Origin of the sequence: Ralstonia sp. NFACC01 (genome assembly GCF_900115545.1) — a bacterium.
Lineage (GTDB): Bacteria > Pseudomonadota > Gammaproteobacteria > Burkholderiales > Burkholderiaceae > Ralstonia > Ralstonia mojiangensis.
In genome coordinates this window covers 181,937-204,225 of the sequence record NZ_FOWV01000009.1, presented here as the reverse complement: position 1 = coordinate 204,225, position 22,289 = coordinate 181,937, and the positions used below count along the sequence as shown (strand labels likewise).

21 protein-coding genes and 1 rRNA gene are annotated in these 22,289 nt (G+C 62.2%); 11 read left to right on the top strand and 11 right to left on the bottom strand.

The window, feature by feature from the left end; all coding sequences use genetic code 11:
• Nucleotides 1-150 precede the first annotated feature (150 nt).
• The 6 genes from rrf to BM136_RS21555 all read left to right on the top strand — a co-directional run bounded on the left by rrf (nt 151) and on the right by BM136_RS21555 (nt 8,675).
• A 5S ribosomal RNA gene (rrf, locus tag BM136_RS21580) occupies nt 151-263 on the top strand.
• A gap of 329 nt (nt 264-592) precedes the next feature.
• A complete protein-coding gene (imuA, locus tag BM136_RS21575) occupies nt 593-1,552 on the top strand; it encodes a translesion DNA synthesis-associated protein ImuA (RefSeq protein ID WP_092975553.1) in 960 nt (319 codons plus the stop codon).
• Nucleotides 1,485-3,068 carry a Y-family DNA polymerase gene (locus BM136_RS21570; RefSeq protein WP_092975550.1) on the top strand — a complete coding sequence of 528 codons (1,584 nt, stop codon included), beginning with the start codon at nt 1,485-1,487 and terminating at the stop codon, nt 3,066-3,068. Before imuA ends, BM136_RS21570 begins: the two co-directional genes overlap by 68 nt.
• Before the next feature lie 7 nt (nt 3,069-3,075).
• Nucleotides 3,076-6,315 (top strand): error-prone DNA polymerase, encoded by a 3,240-nt coding sequence (locus BM136_RS21565; protein WP_092975547.1) that lies wholly within the window; start codon nt 3,076-3,078, stop codon nt 6,313-6,315.
• 523 nt (nt 6,316-6,838) lie between these two features.
• Complete coding sequence (locus BM136_RS21560; protein ID WP_092975544.1) at nt 6,839-7,372, top strand: helix-turn-helix domain-containing protein; 534 nt, start codon at nt 6,839-6,841, stop codon at nt 7,370-7,372.
• A 145-nt stretch (nt 7,373-7,517) separates the two neighbouring features.
• On the top strand, nt 7,518-8,675 hold the full coding sequence (locus tag BM136_RS21555; protein WP_092975541.1) for an SLC13 family permease: 1,158 nt from the start codon (nt 7,518-7,520) through the stop codon (nt 8,673-8,675).
• Here the strand turns inward: BM136_RS21555 and BM136_RS21550 are convergent.
• Nucleotides 8,672-9,505 carry an aldo/keto reductase gene (locus BM136_RS21550; protein WP_092975538.1) on the bottom strand — a complete coding sequence of 278 codons (834 nt, stop codon included), beginning with the start codon at nt 9,503-9,505 and terminating at the stop codon, nt 8,672-8,674. The genes BM136_RS21555 and BM136_RS21550 overlap by 4 nt on opposite strands.
• Before the next feature lie 131 nt (nt 9,506-9,636).
• On the opposite strand from BM136_RS21550, the gene BM136_RS21545 reads away from it, so the two are divergent.
• Complete coding sequence (locus BM136_RS21545) at nt 9,637-10,542, top strand: LysR family transcriptional regulator (RefSeq protein WP_092975535.1); 906 nt, start codon at nt 9,637-9,639, stop codon at nt 10,540-10,542.
• 56 nt (nt 10,543-10,598) lie between these two features.
• Here BM136_RS21545 and fusA read toward each other — a convergent pair whose 3' ends face one another.
• Nucleotides 10,599-12,701 carry an elongation factor G gene (fusA, locus tag BM136_RS21540; RefSeq protein WP_092975533.1) on the bottom strand — a complete coding sequence of 701 codons (2,103 nt, stop codon included), beginning with the start codon at nt 12,699-12,701 and terminating at the stop codon, nt 10,599-10,601.
• Nucleotides 12,702-12,829: 128 nt separating this feature from the next.
• Complete coding sequence (locus BM136_RS21535; RefSeq protein WP_092975530.1) at nt 12,830-13,561, bottom strand: Crp/Fnr family transcriptional regulator; 732 nt, start codon at nt 13,559-13,561, stop codon at nt 12,830-12,832.
• 146 nt (nt 13,562-13,707) lie between these two features.
• On the opposite strand from BM136_RS21535, the gene BM136_RS21530 reads away from it, so the two are divergent.
• Nucleotides 13,708-14,241, top strand: coding sequence for an Mpo1 family 2-hydroxy fatty acid dioxygenase (locus BM136_RS21530; protein ID WP_092975527.1), 534 nt, complete (start codon nt 13,708-13,710; stop codon nt 14,239-14,241).
• Between the two features lie 15 nt (nt 14,242-14,256).
• On the opposite strand, the gene BM136_RS21525 is transcribed toward BM136_RS21530, so the two are convergent.
• The 5 genes from BM136_RS21525 to BM136_RS21505 form a co-directional block, all read right to left on the bottom strand.
• Nucleotides 14,257-15,084 (bottom strand): crotonase/enoyl-CoA hydratase family protein, encoded by an 828-nt coding sequence (locus BM136_RS21525; protein WP_092975524.1) that lies wholly within the window; start codon nt 15,082-15,084, stop codon nt 14,257-14,259.
• 32 nt (nt 15,085-15,116) lie between these two features.
• A complete protein-coding gene (gene fdxA, locus BM136_RS21520; protein WP_027678878.1) occupies nt 15,117-15,455 on the bottom strand; it encodes a ferredoxin FdxA in 339 nt (112 codons plus the stop codon).
• Between the two features lie 43 nt (nt 15,456-15,498).
• Nucleotides 15,499-16,347, bottom strand: a complete 849-nt coding sequence (locus BM136_RS21515; protein ID WP_092975521.1) for a tyrosine-type recombinase/integrase — start codon at nt 16,345-16,347, stop codon at nt 15,499-15,501.
• A gap of 46 nt (nt 16,348-16,393) precedes the next feature.
• Nucleotides 16,394-16,588 (bottom strand): phage integrase Arm DNA-binding domain-containing protein, encoded by a 195-nt coding sequence (locus BM136_RS21510; RefSeq protein WP_092975518.1) that lies wholly within the window; start codon nt 16,586-16,588, stop codon nt 16,394-16,396.
• A gap of 235 nt (nt 16,589-16,823) precedes the next feature.
• Nucleotides 16,824-17,108, bottom strand: a complete 285-nt coding sequence (locus BM136_RS21505; protein ID WP_254775729.1) for a hypothetical protein — start codon at nt 17,106-17,108, stop codon at nt 16,824-16,826.
• A gap of 347 nt (nt 17,109-17,455) precedes the next feature.
• Between BM136_RS21505 and BM136_RS21500 the strand changes: the two genes are divergently transcribed.
• From BM136_RS21500 to BM136_RS21490, 3 genes are all read left to right on the top strand, one after another.
• The gene (locus BM136_RS21500; RefSeq protein ID WP_092975515.1) at nt 17,456-18,112 is read left to right on the top strand and encodes a BON domain-containing protein; all 657 of its coding nucleotides are present in this window, start codon (nt 17,456-17,458) and stop codon (nt 18,110-18,112) included.
• Between the two features lie 465 nt (nt 18,113-18,577).
• Nucleotides 18,578-19,333, top strand: coding sequence for a helix-turn-helix domain-containing protein (locus BM136_RS21495; RefSeq protein ID WP_254775728.1), 756 nt, complete (start codon nt 18,578-18,580; stop codon nt 19,331-19,333).
• Nucleotides 19,334-19,342: 9 nt separating this feature from the next.
• A complete protein-coding gene (locus BM136_RS21490; RefSeq protein ID WP_092975512.1) occupies nt 19,343-19,615 on the top strand; it encodes a hypothetical protein in 273 nt (90 codons plus the stop codon).
• Between the two features lie 209 nt (nt 19,616-19,824).
• Here BM136_RS21490 and BM136_RS21485 read toward each other — a convergent pair whose 3' ends face one another.
• The 3 genes from BM136_RS21485 to BM136_RS21475 are packed head-to-tail and all read right to left on the bottom strand — an operon-like array spanning nt 19,825 to nt 22,207.
• Nucleotides 19,825-20,613 (bottom strand): enoyl-CoA hydratase/isomerase family protein, encoded by a 789-nt coding sequence (locus BM136_RS21485; RefSeq protein WP_092975509.1) that lies wholly within the window; start codon nt 20,611-20,613, stop codon nt 19,825-19,827.
• A gap of 30 nt (nt 20,614-20,643) precedes the next feature.
• Nucleotides 20,644-21,540: an alpha/beta hydrolase gene (locus BM136_RS21480; protein WP_092975506.1), complete on the bottom strand. Its 897-nt coding sequence runs from the start codon at nt 21,538-21,540 to the stop codon at nt 20,644-20,646.
• A gap of 46 nt (nt 21,541-21,586) precedes the next feature.
• The gene (locus tag BM136_RS21475; RefSeq protein WP_092975503.1) at nt 21,587-22,207 is read right to left on the bottom strand and encodes a flavin reductase family protein; all 621 of its coding nucleotides are present in this window, start codon (nt 22,205-22,207) and stop codon (nt 21,587-21,589) included.
• Between the last annotated feature and the right edge of the window lie 82 nt (nt 22,208-22,289).

Genomic DNA, 22,289 nt, shown 5'->3' with positions numbered 1-22,289 from the left:
AACCAGTACTAATTGCCCGTGCGGCTTGATCCTATAACCGGTATGTTTCCGGCTGGGTCCGCCTTGTGCCTGATACACACAAATCACAACCCCAAATCTACATTCCCATATTGGTCGCGTTGACCTCGTCAACGTGGCGACAAGTCATAGCCTGGTGACCATAGCGAGTCGGTACCACCCCTTCCCATCCCGAACAGGACCGTGAAACGACTCCGCGCCGATGATAGTGCGGATTCCCGTGTGAAAGTAGGTCATCGCCAGGCTCTCCCATCTACACCCCAGCTCTCACACAGAGCTGGGGTGTTTGCCTTTGCGCGATCAGCTTCGATATCCAGCTCCTCCCGGAGCACCACAGCCCTGAACCAGAGCACAGAACATCCCCTGCAAATACCCATCCGGAAAGTGATCTTTGTGCCATTTTCTGACAAGGAAACCATCAGTTTCAAGATGTTCCCTTTGAATCACCACAATGCCAGTGCTTGAGGTAGTGCTATCGCTGGCTCACGACACATTCGCAAAACTAGGCTGCGTTGAAGGAAAGCTGTGATACTGTATATTTATACAGTATTCATCGGCTTCCCTTGGCGTTTCCATGTTTGCGTTGTCTCCGTCTCTTTCCATCGCCGAAGGTGTGGCGGAATATCCCGTCGCCGCGGGGCGTACAGAGCCTAGATCTCGGTCGCCGGCGCGGAAAGCTCCGGCGGCGGTGTTATCTCCAGAAACGCTGCATCCGGCGTTGTGGAATGCAGGCCATCTGGCGCGAGGCGACGGACGCGTTCTGACCACTGGATATGACGCGTTGGATGCTGAGTTACCTGGCGGTGGTTGGCCTCTCGGTGGATTGACCGAGCTGCTGTGCCCGCAATCCGGTATTGGTGAGTGCCGATTGCTGCGTCCGGCGTTGTCTACGCTCAGCGCGAACGCCCGGCGCATCGCGCTGGTCGCGCCGCCGCATCTGCCGAATGCAGTGAGGCTGGTGGGTTGGGATTTTTCTCCTGAACAAATCGTCTGGGTGCGTGCTGGCGAGTCGGCCGATCTTCTATGGGCAGCCGAGCAGCTTCTACGCAGCAAGGCTTTCGATGGTGTGCTGATCTGGCTGAACCGGGCACGCCCAGGAGAGTTGCGCAGGCTGCAAGTGTTGGCCCAGGCGGGAGAGAGCGCCATCTGGGTGTTCCGGCCGGCTCAGGCGCAGCGTGAGTCGTCGCCGGCGGTGCTGCGGCTTGGGCTGGAGCCAGCTGGCGCCGATGCGCTGTCCATCTTCTTCCACAAGCGGCGTGGGCCGTTGCGTGAATCTCCGTTGCTGCTGCCGTTGGCGGATCCGCTTCGGGCCGGTCGCGCTTCCGTGCGTCCGTTGCCTGTGCCATCGGTCGAGCCGTTCATCATGGATCCGGCCACGGCGAAATTGCTGGCCGCGCTTTCGTCTCCTTCGTCTTCTGTGGCGTTCGACGCTTTGTCGGACGTTTCCGATCAAAACACTTCCGATCATGCCGTTCTGGATCGCGGTGCATCTGCCCCGTCTCCCACTCGACGCGCTTCGACCCCGGTGGTCTGATCCGGCCGCGCTGCCTTTGCCGGTCGTGGTGCTGGAGCAGGAGCGTGTAGTGTCGGCCAACCGTTTGGCGATGCGCGAAGGCGTACATGCAGGCCTGCGCCGAGCGGGCGCGCAGGCGTTGGTACCGCACGCTATACAACTTGACCGTGATGTGGCGGCCGAGACGCGGTTGCTGCAATCGCTGGCGCTGGCGCTGCTGGCATTCACGCCGCATGTCACGTTGGACGTGGCGGATGAGGCGACCGTGTTGTTGGAGGTGGAAGCCAGCTTGCGCCTGTTCGGTGGACATCGCGCGCTGTGTCGGGCAGTGAAGTATTGCGCGGTTCGGTTGGGCGCCATGCCGCAGCTTGGCACCGGGCCGACGGCACGCGGCGCGGCATGGCTTGCCAGTGCGCGGCCGGCGCCGATGCGTGGCCGTCGTCGCACGGCAGGGCGTCACGGGCGAGCGAGGAGGGCGGTTCGGCAGGAGCGGCTGTCGGCGTTGCTTGATCAATTGCCGATCGATGCGGTGGCGCGACTCACGCGGCCCGATTGGCTTGAGGGCCTAGGCTGCCGCACGCTGGCCGATTTGCGGGAGTTACCACGTAGCGGCCTGCGGCGGCGCTGCGGGCCGTTGCTCGTGGATACGCTCGATGCGGCGTATGGCAACGGGCACGAAAGCTTCACCTGGTTTACCGCGCCGTTGCGCTTTGATGTGCAGCTGGAGTTGCCCGGCCGCATCGATAACGCGGAAGGTGTGCTGGCAGCCTCGGAGCAATTGTTGTTGCAACTGGTCGGCTGGCTGTCGGCGCTTCAGTTGGGCGCCAAGACGTATCGACTGACGCTGGAGCACGAACGCCGGCGCGGCCGGAGCAGTGAAGATGCCGCCTCCTCCACGCCGGTGGAGATCGCGCTGGCGCAGCCGGTTCGCACGCTGGCGCACTTGTCGCGGGTGCTGCACGAGCGCGTGCATCGGCTCACGCTGATCGCCCCGGTGGTCGAACTGCGCCTGACGGTGACCGATGCTACGCCGCTCGCGCCGCCTACGGAGTCGCTGTTCCCTGAGCCCGGTGGTCGCGCTGAAGACGCTGCGCGCCTGATCGATACACTGATCGCTCGGCTGGGTGCCGAGAGCGTACTTCACCCCCAGCCGTGTGCCGACCATCGCCCCGAGCGCGCCAACCACTGGGTCGAGGTGAATGCCGCGACCACCGCGCAGAGCCGTGCCGCCGCGCGTCAAGCATTGGCGCAATGGCATGCGCAGCAGCCGGAGCGGCCGTTGTGGTTGCTGGAGAAGCCGATCCCGCTGCTGACACGTCAGAATTATCCGTATTACCGCGGGCCGTTGCGGCTGGTGTCGATGCCCGAGCGCATCGAATCCGGCTGGTGGGACGACGATCTAATCAAACGCGATTACTTCATCGCCGCAGGAGAAAAAGGCGAGCGTTACTGGGTGTATCGCGAGCGCGTTTCCGCAGGCAAGGCCAACGCGGCAGAAGAGGAAGCACGCTGGTATCTGCACGGTTTGTTCGGCTAGGTACATCATGACTTCGCCCACGCCACTTCCCGTTCTGCCCGACTATGCCGAGCTGCATTGCATCAGCAATTTCACGTTCCTGACCGGAGCGTCGCATCCGCATGAACTGGTGGAGCGCGCCAAGCTGTATGGTTATCAAGCGCTGGCGTTGACCGATGAATGCTCTGTCGCCGGCACCGCGCGAGCGCTTGTGGCCTCCAAGGAATACGAACTGAAGCTCATCATCGGCAGCCGCTTTACGGTGCGCAATGCCGATGGCGAACCCTGGCTGCGGCTGGTGCTGCTGGCACAGAACATCGAGGGTTACGGCAACCTGAGCGAGATCATCACGCACGCGCGGCTGGCAGCCCCCAAGGGTGAGTACCGCTTGCTGGCTGACGATTTGGCTACGCCCCAAGGTGAACTCGCTCATCTGCGCGGCGTGCCCGATTGCCTGGCGATTCTGCTGCCTGATTACGATCCCGACCCGCAGCAACTGCTGGCTCAGGCGTGGTGGTGCCAGCGCGTGTTCGGTGAGCGGCTATCGATTGCGCTGGAGTTGCCGCTACGGCATGCAGATGACCGCCATCGCGGCACGGTCTCGGCGGTGTCGGAACAAATCGATGTGCCTATGGTCGCGACCGGCGGCGTGCAGATGCACACGCGCCAACGCAAGCCGCTGCACGACGTGCTGACCGCCATCCGTTTGTCCAAGCCGCTTGCTGAATGCGGGCTGGAACTTGCCCCCAGCGCTGAACAAGCGATGCGCACGCGCATGCAGTTCGCGTTTCTCTATCAAGGGGAGCGCGGTGCCAAGATCCTGCGTCGGACGGTGGAATTGGCGGCGTTGTGCAATTTTTCCCTTGAAGAGATCGAATACGAATATCCGAGCGAAGTCGTGCCGGAAGGCATGACGCCGGCCGAATACCTGCTTGCTGAAACGTTGGCCGGTGCCGCAAAGCGTTATCCAGACGGCGTGCCGAAGAAGGTGCGTGCGCAGATCCAGGAAGAACTCGGACTGATTGCCGAACTGGGTTACGAACCGTTCTTCCTGACCGTCTATGACGTGGTGAAGTTCGCGCGCAGCCAGGGGATTCTCTGCCAGGGGCGTGGCTCGGCGGCCAATTCGGCGGTGTGCTATTGCCTGCAGATTACCGAGGTGAACCCGAACAGCGGCAACACGCTGTTCGCGCGCTTTCTTTCGCGTGCACGCAATGAGCCGCCCGACATCGATGTCGATTTCGAGCACCAGCGCCGCGAAGAGGTCGTCCAGTACATCTACAACAAGTACGGCGTGACACGTACCGCGCTGGCGGCCGCACTCATCACGTATCGCACGCGTAGCGCGCTGCGTGACGTCGGCCGGGCGTTGGGCATTGATCTCGGGATCATCGAGCAGGTGGCCAAGGGGCAGGCGTGGTGGGATAGTCGCAAGGAATTTGCCCAGCGCGCAGGCCAGCAGGGTCTCGATCCGGAATCGCCGTTGGTGCTGCGCTGGGCGCAACTGGTGGATCAGTTGCGTGGTTTTCCGCGCCATCTGTCGCAACACGTGGGTGGGTTCGTGATTGCGCAGGGCAAGCTTTCACGCCTGGTGCCAATCGAGAATGCGGCGATGGAGAACCGCCGTGTCATCCAGTGGGATAAAGATGATCTCGAATCGCTACGTCTGCTGAAGGTGGACGTGCTGGCGCTGGGCATGCTGACGGCCATTCGCCGCACGCTCGATATGGTGGACGCGTTGCCCGGACGGCGCGAGCACTACGGCGCAACCGGCAAGCTCGCCATGCAGCACTTGCAGGATGACGACGAGGAAACCTACGACATGATCTGCCGCGCCGAAACCATCGGCGTGTTCCAGATCGAATCGCGCGCGCAGCAATCGATGCTGCCGCGTCTGCGTCCGCGCGAGTATTACGACCTTGTGATCCAGGTGGCCATCGTACGGCCCGGGCCGATCCAGGGCGGCATGGTGCACCCGTATCTGCAGCGGCGCGAGGCAAAGCGCAATGGCAACACCGATTGCGTGACCTACCCCGGCCCCGAGGTAAAAGCCGTGCTCGAACGCACGCTGGGTGTGCCGATCTTCCAGGAGCAGGTGATGGAGATTGCCATGAAGGCCGGCGATTTCACTGCGGATGATGCTGACCAATTACGTCGCGACATGGCCGCCTGGAAGCGCAAGGGCAATCTCACACAGCATCAGGAGCGCTTGGTGCATGCGATGGTCGTCAAGAGGCGCTACGACCCCGCTTTTGTCGAAGCGCTATGCAAGCAGATGGAAGGTTTTGCCGAATACGGCTTCCCCGAAAGCCACGCGGCAGGCTTTGCCAAGCTGGCTTACGTCAGCAGCTTCCTGAAGTGCCACGAGCCGGCGGCGTTCTTTGCGGCGTTGCTCAACAGTCAGCCCATGGGGTTCTATTCACCGTCGCAACTGGTGCAGGAAGCCCGGCGTAACCATGTGCGCGTGCTGCCGGCGGACGTGACGGCCAGCGTATGGGATAGCACGCTGCATCCCCGCGCCGATGGCGAGGTCGGTGAGAATGGCGTGGTGCAGCCCGACATCCGCCTGGGGTTGAATCGCATTCGGGGCATGCGCAAGCCGGCCGCCGAGCGCATCGAAGCGGCTCGGGCTCAGGCTCCTTTTACCAGCGTGGAAGATCTGGCCCAGCGCGCGGCACTCGATCGCCACGACCTGAACGTGCTGGCCGCTGCCAATGCGCTCAAGCCGCTGGCCGGCCACCGTCGTCAGGCGCTATGGCAAACGCTCGCCCTGCAGGAGCCCGGCCAGGATCACGCGTTGCTACGCCAGGCCCGTCCGGTGGAAGCGCCGCTCGTGCTGCCCGCACCGCCCATTGGTGAAGAAGTGATGGCCGATTACGGCAGCCTGGGGTTGTCGCTGCAGAGTCATCCGGTAGGGCTGCTGCGCGCACGGCTCGACCGCATGCGTTTTGCCACCGCCGCCACGCTGGCCGGCTATCGTAACGGGCAACTGGCGCGCGCTTGCGGCATTGTCACGGTGCGGCAGCGACCGGGCACCGCCAACGGCACCATCTTCGTTTCCATTGAAGACGAGACGGGCGCCATCAACGTCATCCTCTGGCCGCACTTGATCGAGCGTCAGCGACGCGAAGTGCTGAACGCGCAGTTGCTGGGCGTCTACGGCAAATGGCAATGTGAGCGCGAGACCCGGCACCTTGTCGCTCAGCATCTGGTGGATCTGACCCCACTTCTGGGGCGCCTCGCCACTTCCAGCCGCGATTTCCATTAATCCCTCCCTACCCACAACTGCCCGTCGCGTCACCTCCGGCACGGCAATTGCGTGACGAGAGGCGCGCGCAGTCGCCCGACGACGGCACAGGAGGCTCAGGCGGTTCTCTCCCGCAGAGCACCCTCCGATTGGTGGATAGGGCAAGCGCGGATCGACGAAGTGTGGTGCGGGTGCAAGGATTTGCGCTTGAGGCGTCACAAAAAGAGCCTGACAAGCGAAGTAAACGGCATCTACGAGGGAACCGACCCTCGGGATGTCTTGTCACCATAAACAGGGTTGATGAGATGCGCTTTCATCACGCGTCGATATTGGGTGCAGTCGAAATTACGTCTACTCTGTAGAAAACACATCACGGAGGCCGCCCCAAAAAACGTGTGCAACGGCGTGCATAGATGAACCGCCGCTGTTGCCGTGTTGTGCATGACCGCGGATGAAGGTGCAGCCACCGGACCCGCATATTTTCAGCCCATCGTTCGGGTCCAGACCCGGCGGTGTTTCCCATCTCAGGTGCAGGAGCGAACAGATGGAACAGCCTTTCAAGCAGTTACACAGTCTGCGCAAGTCGCGCAAGCTCAAACAGGAAGATGTCGCCAAGATGGCCGGTATCTCTCGCGAAGCGTATTTGCGCGCGGAATCCGGTCGTGCCGATCCCCGCCTGTCGACGCTGATGGCCGTGGCCGGCGCGCTGGGGCTGGAGGTCGTTCTGGCGCCGCGCGAAGCCGTGGCCGAGATCGAGCGCGTGATCGCCAATCACCCGGCGCAGCCGACGCAAGGCGGCGGAGCGGAAGCCAGCCACGAACGTTCAGAGCACGGCGCGATGGGCGGCACCGGTGGCGGTCATGGCCTGGCAGGCCAGTATCGCGGGCCGGAGCGCCATCCGCAGTCGGCCTATCATCCGGGCGCGTCGCATAGCCAAGCGGGCCAGCAAGGTGCGCCGCATGCCGGCAGCAGCGCAGAAGACCGCTCGCGCATGACGTCTTCTTCGGACCGGCCGGGTGCTGGCGGTTCGTCGGGAGGCTCAGATCGTCCGGGCGGTTCGGGTTCGCGCGAATCGTAAGCTGAACCTTCTCTGGTATAGGCCGGGCACGTAAGTGTGCCCGGCTTGCGATTGAGCGCAGGAAGCCGTCGCACTACAATCGGCCGGGCAAACCGCGCCCAGCTGGTTTGTGCGCGTTTGCGCTAACGTTTCCTTTCCCTTTTGTATGAACGGCGATCCGCCACGCACGCATATGGCGCAAGCCGTGTCGCAACACCCGCCGTTCTGGCACAGCCTTAAACAAGACGTTTTTTTCTGGTCGCTGTTGGCCATCTGCGGCGCGCTGACGCTCGCGGCACCCCGGCGCATCATTGAATATCCGGCACTCATTGATTGGCACACCATTGCCGCGTTGGCCGGTTTGCTCATCTTGACCAAGGCGGTTGAGGCCAGCGGCATGCTGCAGCTGCTCGGCCGGCGCCTCGTCGAAGTAGCCAGCAGCCAGCGTGTGCTGGCACTCAGCCTGGTAGCGGCTTCGGCAGCGCTATCGACCGTGTTGACCAACGATGTGGCGTTGTTCGTGATCGTGCCGCTCACCGTCGGCTTGCGGCAGGTGGCCAGTCTGCCGGTGGCGCGGCTGGTGATATTCGAGGCGCTGGCGGTCAATGCGGGCTCCGCGCTCACGCCGATCGGCAACCCGCAGAACCTCTTCCTGTGGCATCAATCGGGGCTGTCGTTTGGTGCGTTTGTCTGGCAGATGACGCCGATGATCGTGCTGCTGATGGCCTTGCTGCTGGTGGTAACGTGGCTGGCGTTTGCCTCGCACGAAATCCATCTGCACAGTGAAACCGGCGACGTGGAGTTACACAAGCGCCTGCTTGTGCCGGCGCTCGTGCTGTACGTGCCGTTTCTGGTGCTGACCGATCTGGGCCATCCGCTGGTGGCGGCGGCCGGGTTGATCGTGCTGTACCTGATCGGCGCGCGCTATGTGCTGGCCCGAGTGGACTGGGGCCTGCTGCTCGTGTTCATGCTGATGTTCATTGACCTGCGGCTGGTGGCGCAGCTTGGCATCGTGCGGCAGGCGCTGGATGCGCTGGCGTTGAGCAATCCCATGCATCTGTATTGGGCGGGCATTGGCGTGTCGCAAATCATCAGCAACGTGCCGGCGGCGATCCTGCTGGCCGAGTATTCGCACGACTGGCCGATGATTGCCTTCGCGGTCAGCGTGGGCGGATTTGGCACGCTGATCGGGTCATTGGCCAACCTGATTGCGTTACGCATGCTGGGTGACCGTCGTGCCTGGTGGGTATTTCACGTGTACTCGATGCCGTTTCTCTTGGCTGCGGCGGGCATCGTGTACGCGTGGCTGATGTGGCTGCGTTAGGCTGGCACGGCATCCCAATCGGGCGCGAAGGCTGGCTGTACGTAACGCAGCGTCTTCGGCAAGGCGGCAATGGCGACACGGTCTGCGTCGTCCAAGCGCAAGCGCAGCGCGTCAAGGTTCGCCTGCTGGCTTTCACGCCGCTGGGCCTTGGGGATGGCGATCACGTCAGGTTGCTCCAGCAACCATGCAATGGCCACCTGTGATGCCGAAGCGCCATGCTTGCGGCCAATCGCCTGCAGCGTAGCATCTTCGGCCGCGCGCCCTTGCGCCAGCGGCGCGTAGGCGGTAAGCGGAATGCCCTTGCCGCGCAGGTAGTGCAGCAGCGCCGATTGGTCCAAAAACGGGTGGTATTCCACCTGCACGCACGCGAGGGGTGCGCCGATCGTGTCGATGGCGGTTTTGAGCATCGGCAGGTTGAAATTACACACGCCAATGGCCCGCACGCGGCCGCTTTCACGCAGCGCCATCATCGCTTCCATCGTCGCCGCCATGTCCATGCCGGGCGCGGGCCAGTGGACGAGATACAAGTCGACGTAATCGAGTTTCAGCTTGGCAAGGCTCTGCTCCAACGCCAGAGGAACGGCGCGCGGCGCAAGCTGGTCATGCCAGACCTTTGTGGTGACGAACATCTCTTCACGCGGCAGGCCCGAGGCGGCGATGGCCGCGCCGACGGCATCTTCGTTGGCATACATCGTGGCGGTGTCGATGTGCCGATAGCCCAGCGCCAGCGCGCTCTCGACGACGGGCTGACAGACGTTGCTCGCCACGCGGAATGTGCCGAGGCCCAGCCTGGGAATGGAAACACCTTGCGTCTTCAATGCTTCTTGCATGTGCGGCTCCTTCGGTTTGCCATGAATGTTGGAGGGCCATGGTGCCGATTGCCGATCTTTGAATAAAGTGCGTACCATGCAAATCATTCGTGAAAAAATTCCCGCAATAGCCACGAAAGGGAAGGGATTGCATGACGTTCGATGGGCAATTGTTCTCCGGCATTACGCTGTTGGCGGCCGTCGTGGAAAGCGGCAGCTTCGTGCGCGCGGCCGATGCGCTCGGGTTGTCACCGTCCGGAGTGAGTCGCGCCGTCAGCCGGTTGGAAGCGCGCATAGGCGTGCGGCTGATTGAGCGGACGACGCGTTCGCTCACGCTCACCGACGAAGGCCGTCGCCTCTACGAACAGGTCAGCCCGCACCTGACGGGCATCGCCGACGCCGCAGCGATGGCCTCGGGTGCAGTTGGCACGGTGCAAGGGCGTTTGCGGGTGAATGTCGATCCGTTTTTCTCGCGGATGGCCCTCGCGACGCCGGTGGCCGGTTTTTTGGAGCGCCACCCGGACTTGTCGCTTGAACTGATCATGCGGGACGACGTCGGCGATCTGGTGGCCGACGGGTTTGATCTGGCGATTCGCTTCGGGCCGCCGCCCGTGGGTTCGTTCGTGGCGCGCAAGCTGGTCGAAACGCGCATCGTGACGGTGGCATCGCCGGATTACATCGCGCGGCGCGGCAAGCCGGCACACCCACGCGATGTGCCTTCACACGAGCGCATCCTGTTCTACAACCCGGTGACGGGGCGCCCCTACGAGTGGGAGTTCTGGCGCCAGAATGAACGCATCGAGATCCGGCCCGCCGGGCGGTTGATGGTGTCGGACGTGCGCACGATGCATGCGGCATGCGTTGCCGGCGCTGGTATTGCCCAGGTGATGGCGCTCGGTACAGAAGAGTTGCGGCGTAGCGGTCAGCTGGTCGACCTATTCCCTGATTGGCCGGACGAGCGCTTTGCGCTGTACGCGCTGTATCCGTCGCGCCGCTACCTGCCGGCGAAGGTGCATGCGTTTATCGATTTCTGCGTCGAGAACCTGCCTGCAGGCTAGCCCGTAAAGTACTGCGGCCGCACTAGGCGGCCGCAGGCAGATGAAGCTGGAAAGCGTCAGACCTTCTTGGCCGCCATCACGGCTTCCGACACGTTGCGCGGTGCCTCAGCGTAGTGCTTGAACTCCATCGTGTATGTCGCACGGCCCTGGCTGAGCGAACGCAGATTGGTGGAGTAGCCGAACATTTCGGCCAACGGCACCTCGGCGTGCACGACCTTGCCGCCGCCGCCCGGAATGTCTTCCGTGCCTTGCACCATGCCGCGTCGTGACGACAGATCGCCGATCACGTTGCCCATGTAGTCCTCCGGCGTTTCCACTTCCACGGCCATCATCGGTTCGAGCAGGATGGGCCCGGCCTTGCGCATGGCGTCTTTGAAGGCCATCGAGCCGGCCATGCGGAACGCGTTTTCGTTCGAGTCCACGTCGTGGTACGAGCCGAAAGTCAGGCGCACCTTGACGTCGACCACTGGGTAGCCCGCCAGCACGCCCGTGTTGAGCGTGTCCCGGATGCCCTTGTCCACCGCCGGGATGAATTCACGCGGGATCACGCCGCCCTTGATCTCGTCGACGAACTCGTAGCCTTTGCCGTCGTTCGGCTCCAGCGTGATGACTGCGTGGCCGTATTGGCCCCGTCCGCCCGATTGCTTGACGAACTTGCCTTCGACGTCTTCCGCGGCCTTCTTGATGGTTTCGCGGTAAGCCACCTGCGGCTTGCCGACAGTCGCTTCCACGCCAAACTCGCGCTTCATGCGGTCGACCAGGATTTCCAGGTGCAGCTCGCCCATGCCAGAAATAATGGTCTGGCCGGATTCCTCATCCGTCTTTACGCGGAATGACGGGTCTTCCTGTGCCAGGCGGTTCAGGGCGATGCCCATCTTTTCCTGGTCGGCCTTGGTCTTGGGCTCGACAGCCTGGCTGATCACGGGCTCAGGAAATTCCATGCGCTCGAGCACGATGACGTGTTCCGGATCGCACAGCGTTTCGCCGGTTGTCACATCTTTCAGGCCGACCGCAGCCGCGATGTCACCGGCCAGCACTTCCTTGATTTCTTCGCGCTGGTTGGCGTGCATCTGCAGGATCCGGCCCAGGCGCTCGCGCTTGCCCTTGACCGAGTTGTAGACCGTATCGCCGGAATTGATCTTGCCCGAGTACACGCGGAAGAACGCCAACTGGCCGACGAACGGGTCGGTCATGATCTTGAAGGCGAGCGCGGCGAAGGGCTCGCTGTCGCTGGCGTGGCGCTCAAGCGGTTCGTCTTTCTCGCCGTGACCCTGGATGGATGGAATGTCCACCGGAGACGGCAGATAGTCGACCACCGCATCGAGCATCGCCTGCACGCCCTTGTTCTTGAACGCAGAGCCACAGAGCATCGGCACGATCTCGCCGGCGATGGTGCGCTGGCGCAGGGCGCGCTTGATCTCTTCCTCGGACAGCGTTTCGCCGCCAAGGTATTTGTCCAGCAAGGCTTCATTGGCCTCGGCTGCGGCTTCGACCATCTTGTCGTGCCACTCCTGCGCGGTCGCCTTCAGCTCTTCGGGAATGTCGACGTACTCGAACTTGACCCCCTGACTCGCGTCATCCCAGACGATGGCCTTCATCTTGACGAGGTCGACCACGCCACGGAAATGGTCTTCCGCGCCAACCGGAATCTGGATCGGCACCGGATTGCCTTTCAGGCGATCGCGCATCTGGCGCTCGACGCGGAAGAAATCCGCACCGATGCGGTCCATCTTGTTGACGAACGCAATGCGCGGCACCTTGTACTTGTTGGCCTGGCGCCAGACGGTTTCGGATTGCGGCTGCACGCCGCCCACGGAGTCGTAGACCATGCACGCGCCGTCGAGCACGCGCATGGAACGCTCCACCTCGATGGTGAAATCGACGTGGCCCGGGGTGTCGATGATGTTGATGCGGTATTCCTGGCGATCCCCCGCCATGCCGCGCCACATGCAGTGCGTCGCGGCAGACGTGATGGTGATGCCGCGCTCCTGCTCCTGCTCCATCCAGTCCATCGTGGCCGCGCCGTCATGCACCTCGCCTATCTTGTGATTGACCCCTGTGTAGAACAGGATGCGCTCGGTCGTGGTAGTTTTGCCGGCGTCGATGTGCGCCGAGATGCCGATGTTGCGATAGCGCTCGATGGGGGTCTGGCGGGGCATGATGTTTCTCTTCCGTTGAAGGACACTCGCATCGCCGACTCCGCACCATGCGAAGGGCGAATGTGCGAGTGGGAACACATTATAGGATCGGTCCTAACCCATCGCATGTAGGGGTATTGGATGAAATTTCATCCCCTTGCCACCTCATATGCGAGTTGGTGCAGGCCCGCAAAGTCCAGCAGTTCGATTTCTCCGTAAGCCAGCCTGAGGATGCCGCGCGCCTGGAAATCCTTCAAAACCTGGTTCACGGTTTGGCGGGACAGTGCCAGCAATTGCGCGAGCTGCTCCTGTGGCACGTGCAGCACACGCCGCGAGCCCAGGCGCAGGTCGCCGTAGCCGTCGGCCATCAGTAGCAGGCGCCGCGCCACACGCACGGGGGCCGGCAGCAGCGCGGTCTCTTCGAGCACGATGAAGGTCAGGCGCAGCTTGTGGGTCAGTAGCAAGGCAAACGCATGCAGCAGCGCGGGTGAGCTATCCAGCAACGCAATCAGCGCCGCTTGTGGCACGTGGAGCAACGCCGTATTGCCGTCGGCGCGGGCGTCATGCGTGCGCGGCTGGCGGTCGAACACGCCGATCTCGCCAAACCAGTTGACGGGTTCCAGCACGGCCAGCAGGGCTTCGCGACCGTCTGCACTCGTCGCGCCGATGCGGATGGTGCCTTCCACCACGCAGTACAGGCCGTCGGGCGCGTCGCCACGCTGGAAGAGGATCTCGCCAGCGCCCAGGCGGCGGACGGAGGCAATGTCGATCAATGCGTCCTGCAAGGCGGCCTCCAACGTGCCGAACCAGCTGCTGGCGTGCAGGCGTTCGCGGTAGGAGCGGGCGTCCAGCGTGCCGGATGGGGCGACGGGGTGGTCCATGGGGGCGGCTGAAGAGCGCTTCGGAAACGTCGAATGTGTCGGCTACGCGACAGAGCGGCGTGCCGTTCACTGACTAGGATGAAACGATCATAACGAGCGTGCGGCTGGAGCGTCCATGCTGCAAACGCACAAAACCGGAGGCCCTCATGCGCAACCTGTCTGACCATCTTTCGAACTACGCCGCCTACCACCAGGACGGCCGCAACATCGCCACGCACTTTGTCGGCATCCCGGCGATCGTGCTGGCGGTTGCGGTGTTGCTGTCGCGCCCTGTGCTGGCAGACCTGTCAGGCGTGCCCGTGACACCCGCGCTGATCGTGCTGGCGCTGACGACGCTGTTCTACCTGCGCTTGGATGCGATTTTCGGCGTGGTGATGTTTGCGTTGATCGCCGCATGCGTTTGGGTGGGCAACCATGTCGCCGCGCATTCGACGGCGGCCTGGTTGTCGGTGGGCATTGGCCTGTTCGTGATCGGCTGGATCATCCAGTTTGTTGGTCACTACTACGAAGGACGCAAACCGGCGTTTGTCGATGATCTGGCGGGCTTGGTGATCGGCCCGCTATTCCTCGTGGCCGAGACGGCGTTTGCTCTGGGTTTGCGCGTGAAGCTGCGCGACGAGGTGGTCAGCCGTTCGCACGCCATGCGCGCCTCGATGGGCGGCAAGCACGCCGCCGTCTGAACTGCTCGCGTCGGGCTATTTCCCTTCAAGCTTTGCGGCCGGTTGAAAGACCGGCGCACGATTCTGCATACCGGCCAGCACCGCCTCGCGCTGATTGGCCGCGCCGATCAGCCCGTCTTGCTCGATCGACTCGGCCAGCAGAATGGCGGCTGTGTCGCCGTCTTCCACAACACGCATCAAGCGCTTGCCGGCGCGGATGGCATCGGGGCTCTTCTGCGCAATGTCGCGGGCTGCCGCCAGCGCTGCAGCGCGCGGATCGTCTACGACATGCGTCGCCAGCCCCAGGACGCAGGCTTCTTCGCCATTAACGACGCGGCCGCTGTAGATCAGCTCGCGCAATCGATCGGGGCGAACCAGACCGCGCATGAGTGCCATGCCGCCCATGTCGGGCACCAAACCCCATTTGATTTCCATGACGGACAGGCGCGTGTCGGCCGCCACGTAGCGCACGTCTGCGCCCAGCGCAATCTGCAAACCGCCGCCGTAAGCGACACCATGCACCGCAGCCAACACCGGCACCGGCAGGTCGCGCCATACCGTGCAAGCGTACTGGGGCAGATTGGCCGCCCCATGCGTGCGCTTGGCAAGACGGCCAGCGCTGATGTCGGAACCTGCATCGCTGCTGCCCAGGCTCGCCATGCTGCCCATGTCCAACCCCGCGCAGAAGGCACGACCCTCGCCTGACAACACCACGGCACGCACATCCGTCTCGCTCATCAGGCGTTCACCCACGGCGACGAGCGCTTCGAACATGGCCGGGTCGATGGCGTTCATTTTCTCGGGGCGGTTGAGTCGGACTTCAGCCACGCCGGCGTCGATGCTGAGCAGGATGCGGTCAGTCATGGAGAGTTGTTCTGTGTGAGGTCGACGTCGAATCAATCGGGAGCGATGACCAATGCGTCGCGCTTGTCCTTCACCTGCGCCCAGTGCGCATGATCGGGCAACGGCGGTTGCACCTTGGTCAGTCGGGGCCAGTCAGCGCGGCGCGAGAGCTGCGCATTCAGTGCGATGAAGTCCTGCTGGTCGGCCGGCACCTCGGCTGCCGGATAGATCGCGCCAACCGGGCACTCCGGCACGCAGATCGAGCAATCAATGCATTCATCCGGATCGATTACCAGGAAATTCGGGCCGGCGTGGAAGCAGTCCATGGGGCAGACTGCGACGCAGTCGGTGTATTTGCATTGGATGCAGGATTCGGTAACTACATATGGCATAACTACGCGGGGTGTTCAAAACCTGTTCAAAATTCGTTCAAAATTATGCAGCATCAATCTGAACTCTGACAGGGCTCAGCCCCCGAGAGTTTGCATAGAGGGCGGCCATTTCGTCAGAGGTGTGACCCAGCAGAGTTTTTGTATCGACGAGCCCCAGCTCGAGATACGTCCGCTTGCAGAGTGATCGGATCTCGTGGAATGAGGGGGCATCCTCGCCACCAATCCCGGCCAGTGTGCGAGCTTTGGCGAACGCCAGGGAGATGCTTGTCAGCCTGATTGGATCTCCGCGCTTCGCATCGCCTTGTGGCTTGATGTGGTGGATCAAATACTTGGTGACCACGCCTGTGGAGCGGCATCGGGCGATCACGTCCCCAAGGGTTACGTTCATGGCGTTAAGACGCAGCTCGAGCGGAATTGCGATGCGCAAGCCGGTTTTCTTTGCGGTCTTGGACCGTTGCAGTACCACCGCGTCGCCCTGGGTGTAGCTGAAGAGCCAGTTCCGAATTGTTGATCGGTCCTGCCCGGAGACGAGGGCTAGCAGCATTGCATTTTGTAGCCACTCCCATACTTCCGGTGCGCGTTCATAGATTCGCTGAAATTCGTCGAGCGTAAGGCGGCGACGCGTGACGGTGACATCGACCCGCTTAGTCGCGCTCGCCGAGTTTTTGTCCATCCATCCAAGGCCCATGCCTTCGGTGCACATTGCGATAAGCCTGCTGCGCAGTGACTGCGCCATGCGGGCCTTGCCTGCCTCTCTGTAAGGCAAGAGCACGGCGGCACACTGCTTGGTCGTTAGCTCGTGGCAAGGCACGTCGCCGATCGCAGCGCGGATTGTTTTATCAAGCGTCAGCCACGTCTTGCGCGTGCTTTGTGAGATGCCGTCGTAGGGCATCTTGTCGAGCAGGTCCGCTACTGTTTCTACGGGCGCAGAAATCTGCTCAACGAGGGAACGGCGCGGCTGCAATGGCAGCGTTGGCCTCGTGCGCTTCAAAGATGGCCTGCGCCAAGGGTATGCGACCTAGAACGTGCAGTTTGCCGTTGCGCGGATCGCGGAACGTGTAATAGCCCTCGCGTGGCTCGTGCAGGTTCGCTGGCCAGTTGGCGCGCTTGCGGATTCTTGGGCGTGCAGCCATTACGCAGCGATCCGGTGGACAAGGCGCCGCCGGGCGTCCTTTGAAAAGACGGCGTGCTCGTCATGATTTGATTCAATTTGGCGAGATCTTTTAGCGGCAGTGGCATATGGGCTCTCCAATAATTTTGGAAGAGTCTAAGGTCGAATCGCCGGTTTGTGGCGCTGAACACCATGCGGTCGCGTGTGTGGCGCGGCCGAGACGGCCGCCCCGCGTAGCGACATTCGAAGCGCCGCCCCTACACCCCCGCCTCAATCAAATCCGAAATCTGCACCGACGCCCGCGCAAAGTCCGTCAGCGCGCGGGCGCGCTTGTGCCGATAGCTGCCGGCGGAGATGACGACGGGCTCTTTGGCGTCGTCGTGCTGCAGGACGATGAGCATGCCGGTGTAGCGGTCCGCCTGGTAGATGTGTTTGTTGAGCAGTTGCAGCGCGCGCTCGACGTCGGCGGGGTAGAGGCTGGCGAGCTCTTCCGGTGTGCGGGCTGCGCGCGGCGCGGCGTCGAACCGGTGAGCCAGGAGCACGGGGCCTATTGTGATCTTCTGAGGATGCGGTAGGGCGAATACGTGCTAGCCCGTCCGGGCGATTCCTCGTGATGTTGATGGGCCGCACGATCTGGCCGGTGCCATTGGCACGGAGTCGTGTGGTCCGGTGTGTGACTACCCGGGTCCTCCGAGGCCAAGCGTGTCCCGCTTGGCTTTTTTTGAGCTGAAGAGGTTGCCGCGACAGTACGCAAACACTGTCGCAGCCGATTGCCCTACACCCCCGCCTCACTGTGCGGATGCTTGATCTCCATCAATACACAAACCTTCCTGGAAACTAGCTTTTTTATGTCCCCCTTTCTTTAGGAGGGCTCGATACAGGAGTTGGCATGATGACCGATCTCGAACTGCGTCAGGATGTGGAGAGGCAACTCGCGTGGGATCCGCAAGTCGAGCACCATAAGATCGCGGTGCTTGCCAAGGACGGTGTGGTAACGCTCACTGGTGAAGTCCCAACGTACTTTGATAAATGGCAGGCGATTAAGGACGTCAAGCGCATCTGTGGCGTGACCGGAATTGCAGAGAATCTGGATGTGACGCTGAGCGGTGCGCAGCCGGATGACACTGACTTGGCTGAAATGGCATTGAACTCGCTCAGATGGCATGTTGCCGTTCCCAAGGATCAGGTCAGACCGATCGTCAGTAATGGCTGGATCACGCTCGAGGGTACAGTGCAGTGGCACTATCAGAAGGACGCCGCAGCCGACGCGGTTCGATACCTGCCCGGGGTCAAAGGGGTAAGTGACTCAATCGTGGTTGAAAACCTTTCAGATGCAAAGGATGTCAGCGACAGGATTGCCGAATCACTGACACGCAATGCGCGTATCGATGCCAGTCATATCTCTGTGCGAGTGCGCGAACATATTGCCCGGCTTGAGGGGACCGTGCGATCCGTGGCCGAACGAGACGAAGCGGAGGCAGCAGCTTGGTCTGCGCCGAGCGTGAACGCGGTCGAAAACCACCTATCAGTGCGTTACGACGGGTGAGCGCTAGTTTCACGGACTCGCCGGGCGCCTAAGATGGCTGCCCGCCTAGTGCCAACGCAACCTTCGTGACCGCGGGGCAGATGCGCGCATCGCTTAACTTCTCTAACCTCTAAGCACCTTTTCTCGACGCTGCTCTAACAGGCAGCGTCTGGACTTTTGCACGGCTCAACTTACAGCTACGACATGCGCAGCGAAGCGCAGCTAGATATCACTTGAGAAAAGCGTGGCAGCGTGCGATGCCCCCCCATAAAGCTATGGCTTCATGATCCAGGGGGGGAGGGCTACCGCGCACAATTCATTGATTGACTCGAAGAATTGCGGCGCGTATAAGAGTTGAGCAGGGTCCTCGAGTTGCTGTCGAACGAATCGTATTCGGCCTTCGCAAGCCGACCATCATTCCAAGTTCGCTCTTGATCATCAAGCCCACTGGAAGTCTCGTCCTGTGGAGATTTTGGGAGCGCAAACATGGATGTCGGCGTCGTCAAGTGGTTCGACCCTGCCAAAGAGTTCAGCCTCACGCTTTCCTCTTCACGTACGCGCTTACGTGCCACCGGGGCGGCAATGCGTTCGGCAAGCATGCCGCTCGGCCTTTCGACGAAGGCGGACCTTGCGTGCATCGATGCAATCACCTCATCGATGCGGATGGTCAAGAAGGGCTCTGCCCTCTACCGAGAGAACGATCCGTTCGGCAGCATCTACGCGATCCATGCAGGGTCATTCAAGACGACCGTTGTGCTCATCAACGGCTTCACGCAAGTTACGGGGTTTCATCTTGTTGGGGACACGCTTGGTCTCGATGGCGTCTTTGCTGACCATCACCAATGTGAGGCGATCGCGATTGAAGATAGCTGTGTTCGCATTATTCCCTTCAAGCGTCTAGAACACTTGTCCGGTGAGGTGAGAGAGATTCAGCGACTTGTGCATCGGGCGATGAGCAGCGAAATCGTGCGGGAATCGGAGCTGCTGCTGCTTCTCGGCAAGATGTCGGTCGATCAACGTATCGCCGCGTTCCTGCTCAACTTGTCAGGCCGTTTTGAGGCTCGTGGTTATTCACCGGTGGAGTTCAGCTTGCAGATGAGTCGGGGGGAAATCGGCTCCTATCTCGGCATCACGCTCGAGACAGCCAGCCGGGCGTTTTCGAAGCTTCAATCGAGCGGGATAGTCTCGGTGCAGGGTAAGAGAATTTGCATTCTCGATTTCGACCGCCTTAACCGCGCGTAGGAGGGTGAGATGCAAACATGGGCAATTCAGCAGTGCCAAGGTTGTTCGATCCACGTGCTGGCGATGCTGGGGGGCGGTGTCGATTTTACCTATGCATACACGGGCTTTGTCTGCGCCCCCAAGACTGAGGCGATGGAATATCCGCGTCTGGAGCGGTTCCACCACATTCGCGCCGATTTCGACTCGACCGACGCAGCCATCTCTGCCGGGATGTCTGAAGGATGCGCAATTGCCGAGCGTTGGTGCTCGTTGGCTCCTGAAGTGAACGTTGCTCGGAGCTGATCTCGCTGTTCACTGCATCTCATTGATGCTGAGCGGCAACCGCTGTCGGTACGTTGGAAAGAGGTGAGTGCGCAACGCCTCGAAGCGCTTACAGAATCCGGCCTGCTTTCTTGAGTTCAATGACGGCGGCCAACAGATGGGCCAAACACTCGCCCATGCTGTTGCAGTCCGTCTGTTCAGGCCGTACAGGGCGGCGAGCTTGACGGGCCTTAGCGGCCCTTGAATTCGAGCACCGAGCGTGGCGTGCCGGCCTTCAGGGCCTTGATGGCCGAAGCCAGCCCGTCCTTCACGTCTTCGGTCTCGAACAAGGGCATGGCAATGTTGAACATCACATCGTCGGCTGCCTGGACACCGCCGTTAGCCCAGGCACGCAGCAGGGCCTTGTGGGCAGCGTGGGCACGCGTCGGGCCGTGCACGAACTTCGCGGCGAAGGCATGCGCCTCTGCAAGCAGCTCGGCATCAGCGACGACGCGGTTGATCACGCCGAAGCGCTCCATCGTCGCGGCGGGGACCCGCTCGGAAGTCAGCGCCCATTCCATGGCACGTGCGCGTCCTGCGCGTTCGGCGATGCGGTAGATGCCGCCCAGAAGGGTCACGAGGGCAAGCGACTGCTCGGGCTGGCAGAACGTTGCGCTTTCGGCGGCAAAGATGACATCGGCGCGCAGCGCCAGTTCCAAACCACCGCCGGCGCACAAGCCGTGCACTACTGCGATGACAGGCAAGGGCAGGCGTTCGAAGCGATTGAAGACGTCCATGTAACCTTCGAAGCGCGCACGCAACTGGCGGGAAGTGTCGTCGGGCCAGGGCATGATGTCGCCGCCAAAGCTGAAGTTCTCGCCTTCGGCGCGCACCAGCACGACGCGCGCCTCACTGCGTTCGATCGCGTTGATTGCCGCGGCCAGTTCGTCAACCATCTGGTCGCCGATGCGATTTTGCGGCGAGCGATCAAGAATGATCGTGGCAATGCCATGCTCGATGGTATGGGTGAGATGAGACATGTCGGGCTCCTGCATTGTCGCAAGTTGAGGTTACGCGAGGTGTTCCTTGAACCAGTCCAGCGCGGCGGCACTGGATTGATCGAATCTGGTGATGTACGGATCGAAGTGGCCGCCTGGGATCGTCACAAGGCGCTTCGGCTCAAGGGCGCGCTCGTAGGCGGCCAGCTCCAGATCGGTCAGCGTGATCGTGTCCTGCAGCGCGACGATCATTAGCAGCGGCGTGGGAGACACGCGCGTAATCCACGTGCCCGGTTCGTACATGCGCGCGGCGCGCGTCGAGCGCACCGTGACGCTGTTCTCCCAGGCGCCGTCTGGCACGGGCTGCAGATAGAACTCAATGGCATCCTTGGCGCGGTACGAAGCAGGGATTGCAGGATCGGCGCTGACGATCGTCTGCCTTCGCGGCGCGGCGCCGCGTGCTTGCGCGCGCTCGTCCGCCGTGAAGGCCTCCTCGATGGCGGCGATGGCGTCGGGCGGAATGCGGCGCAAGCCTTGCTCGAAGCCGCTGATCGTCGGCACCTGCGCGACGATCGCGCGCAAGCGGCGTTCTGTTGCGCCAAGCACGAGCGCGTGGCCGCCGGAATAGCTCGTGCCCCACAAGCCAATGCGCTTCGCGTCGACGACGTCCTGGTGTTCGAGGAAGCTGATCGCGCGCCGCCAATCGGCGATCTGACGCCATGGGTCGATATCCTGGCGCGGCGTGCCGTCGCTGGCGCCGAAGTTGCGGTGATCGTGCAGGAGGACGACAAAGCCGCTGGAGGCGAATTTCTCGGCGGATGGCTCCAGGCCGTGCTCCTTCACGCCGGCATAGCCATGCGCCATGGTGATGGCGGGATAGGGGCCGGTGCCGCTGGTGGGCACATAGAGCCAGCCGCGCAGTGTGATGCCACCCTCTGCTTCGAAGGCGATATCGGTACGTTGAAACATGGGAGTTCTCCCTGTAGAAAGATGTCAGGTGGCGCTCGTCGCCAAGTCAAGCACCCGGTCGCTCAAGCGTGAAGAGCTGCCCCGCGCCGATTTCGAAGTAGTCGGCCGGTCCACCGCCACGCAGGATCGGGCGCGCCTGCGCAGTCTGGTACACACCGTCCTTGATCAACTGCCGGTCAATGTGGATCGCTACCGCCTCGCCTAACACCAGCCACGCCGGGAGCGCCGCGCCGCTCTGCGCCTCAAGCTGCACGATCTGGGTGACCACGCATTCGAACTGCACCGGGCTGGCCGCAACGCGCGATGGCCGCACTTTGGCAGAGGGCAGCGTCTGCAGCTTGGCCAGCTCGAACTCATCGACGTGCGCTGGCACCATTGCCGCGGAGGCGTTCATCGCCTCGGCGAGTTCTCGCGTCGCCAGGTTCCATACGAACTCGCCGGTGTCTCGCGCGTTGGCGAGCGAGTCCTTTGCACCAAGCGAGCAAAAGCCGACGATCGGCGGCTTGTAGCTGAACAGGTTGAAGAAGCTGTAGGGCGCAAGATTGCGCACGCCGTCGTTAGAGACTGTGCTGATCCAGCCGATCGGTCGCGGAGCGACGATGGCGTTGAGGGGATCGTGGCGCAAAGAGTGCCCCTGCGCCGGTTCGTAGAAATGCCAGTCGGTCATAGCTTTACCTCTTGGGGGACGGGCGCAAGGAATGCAGCCTCCAACGCCTCCGGCTCGGTGCGCGTCGGCAGCACCAGGGCCG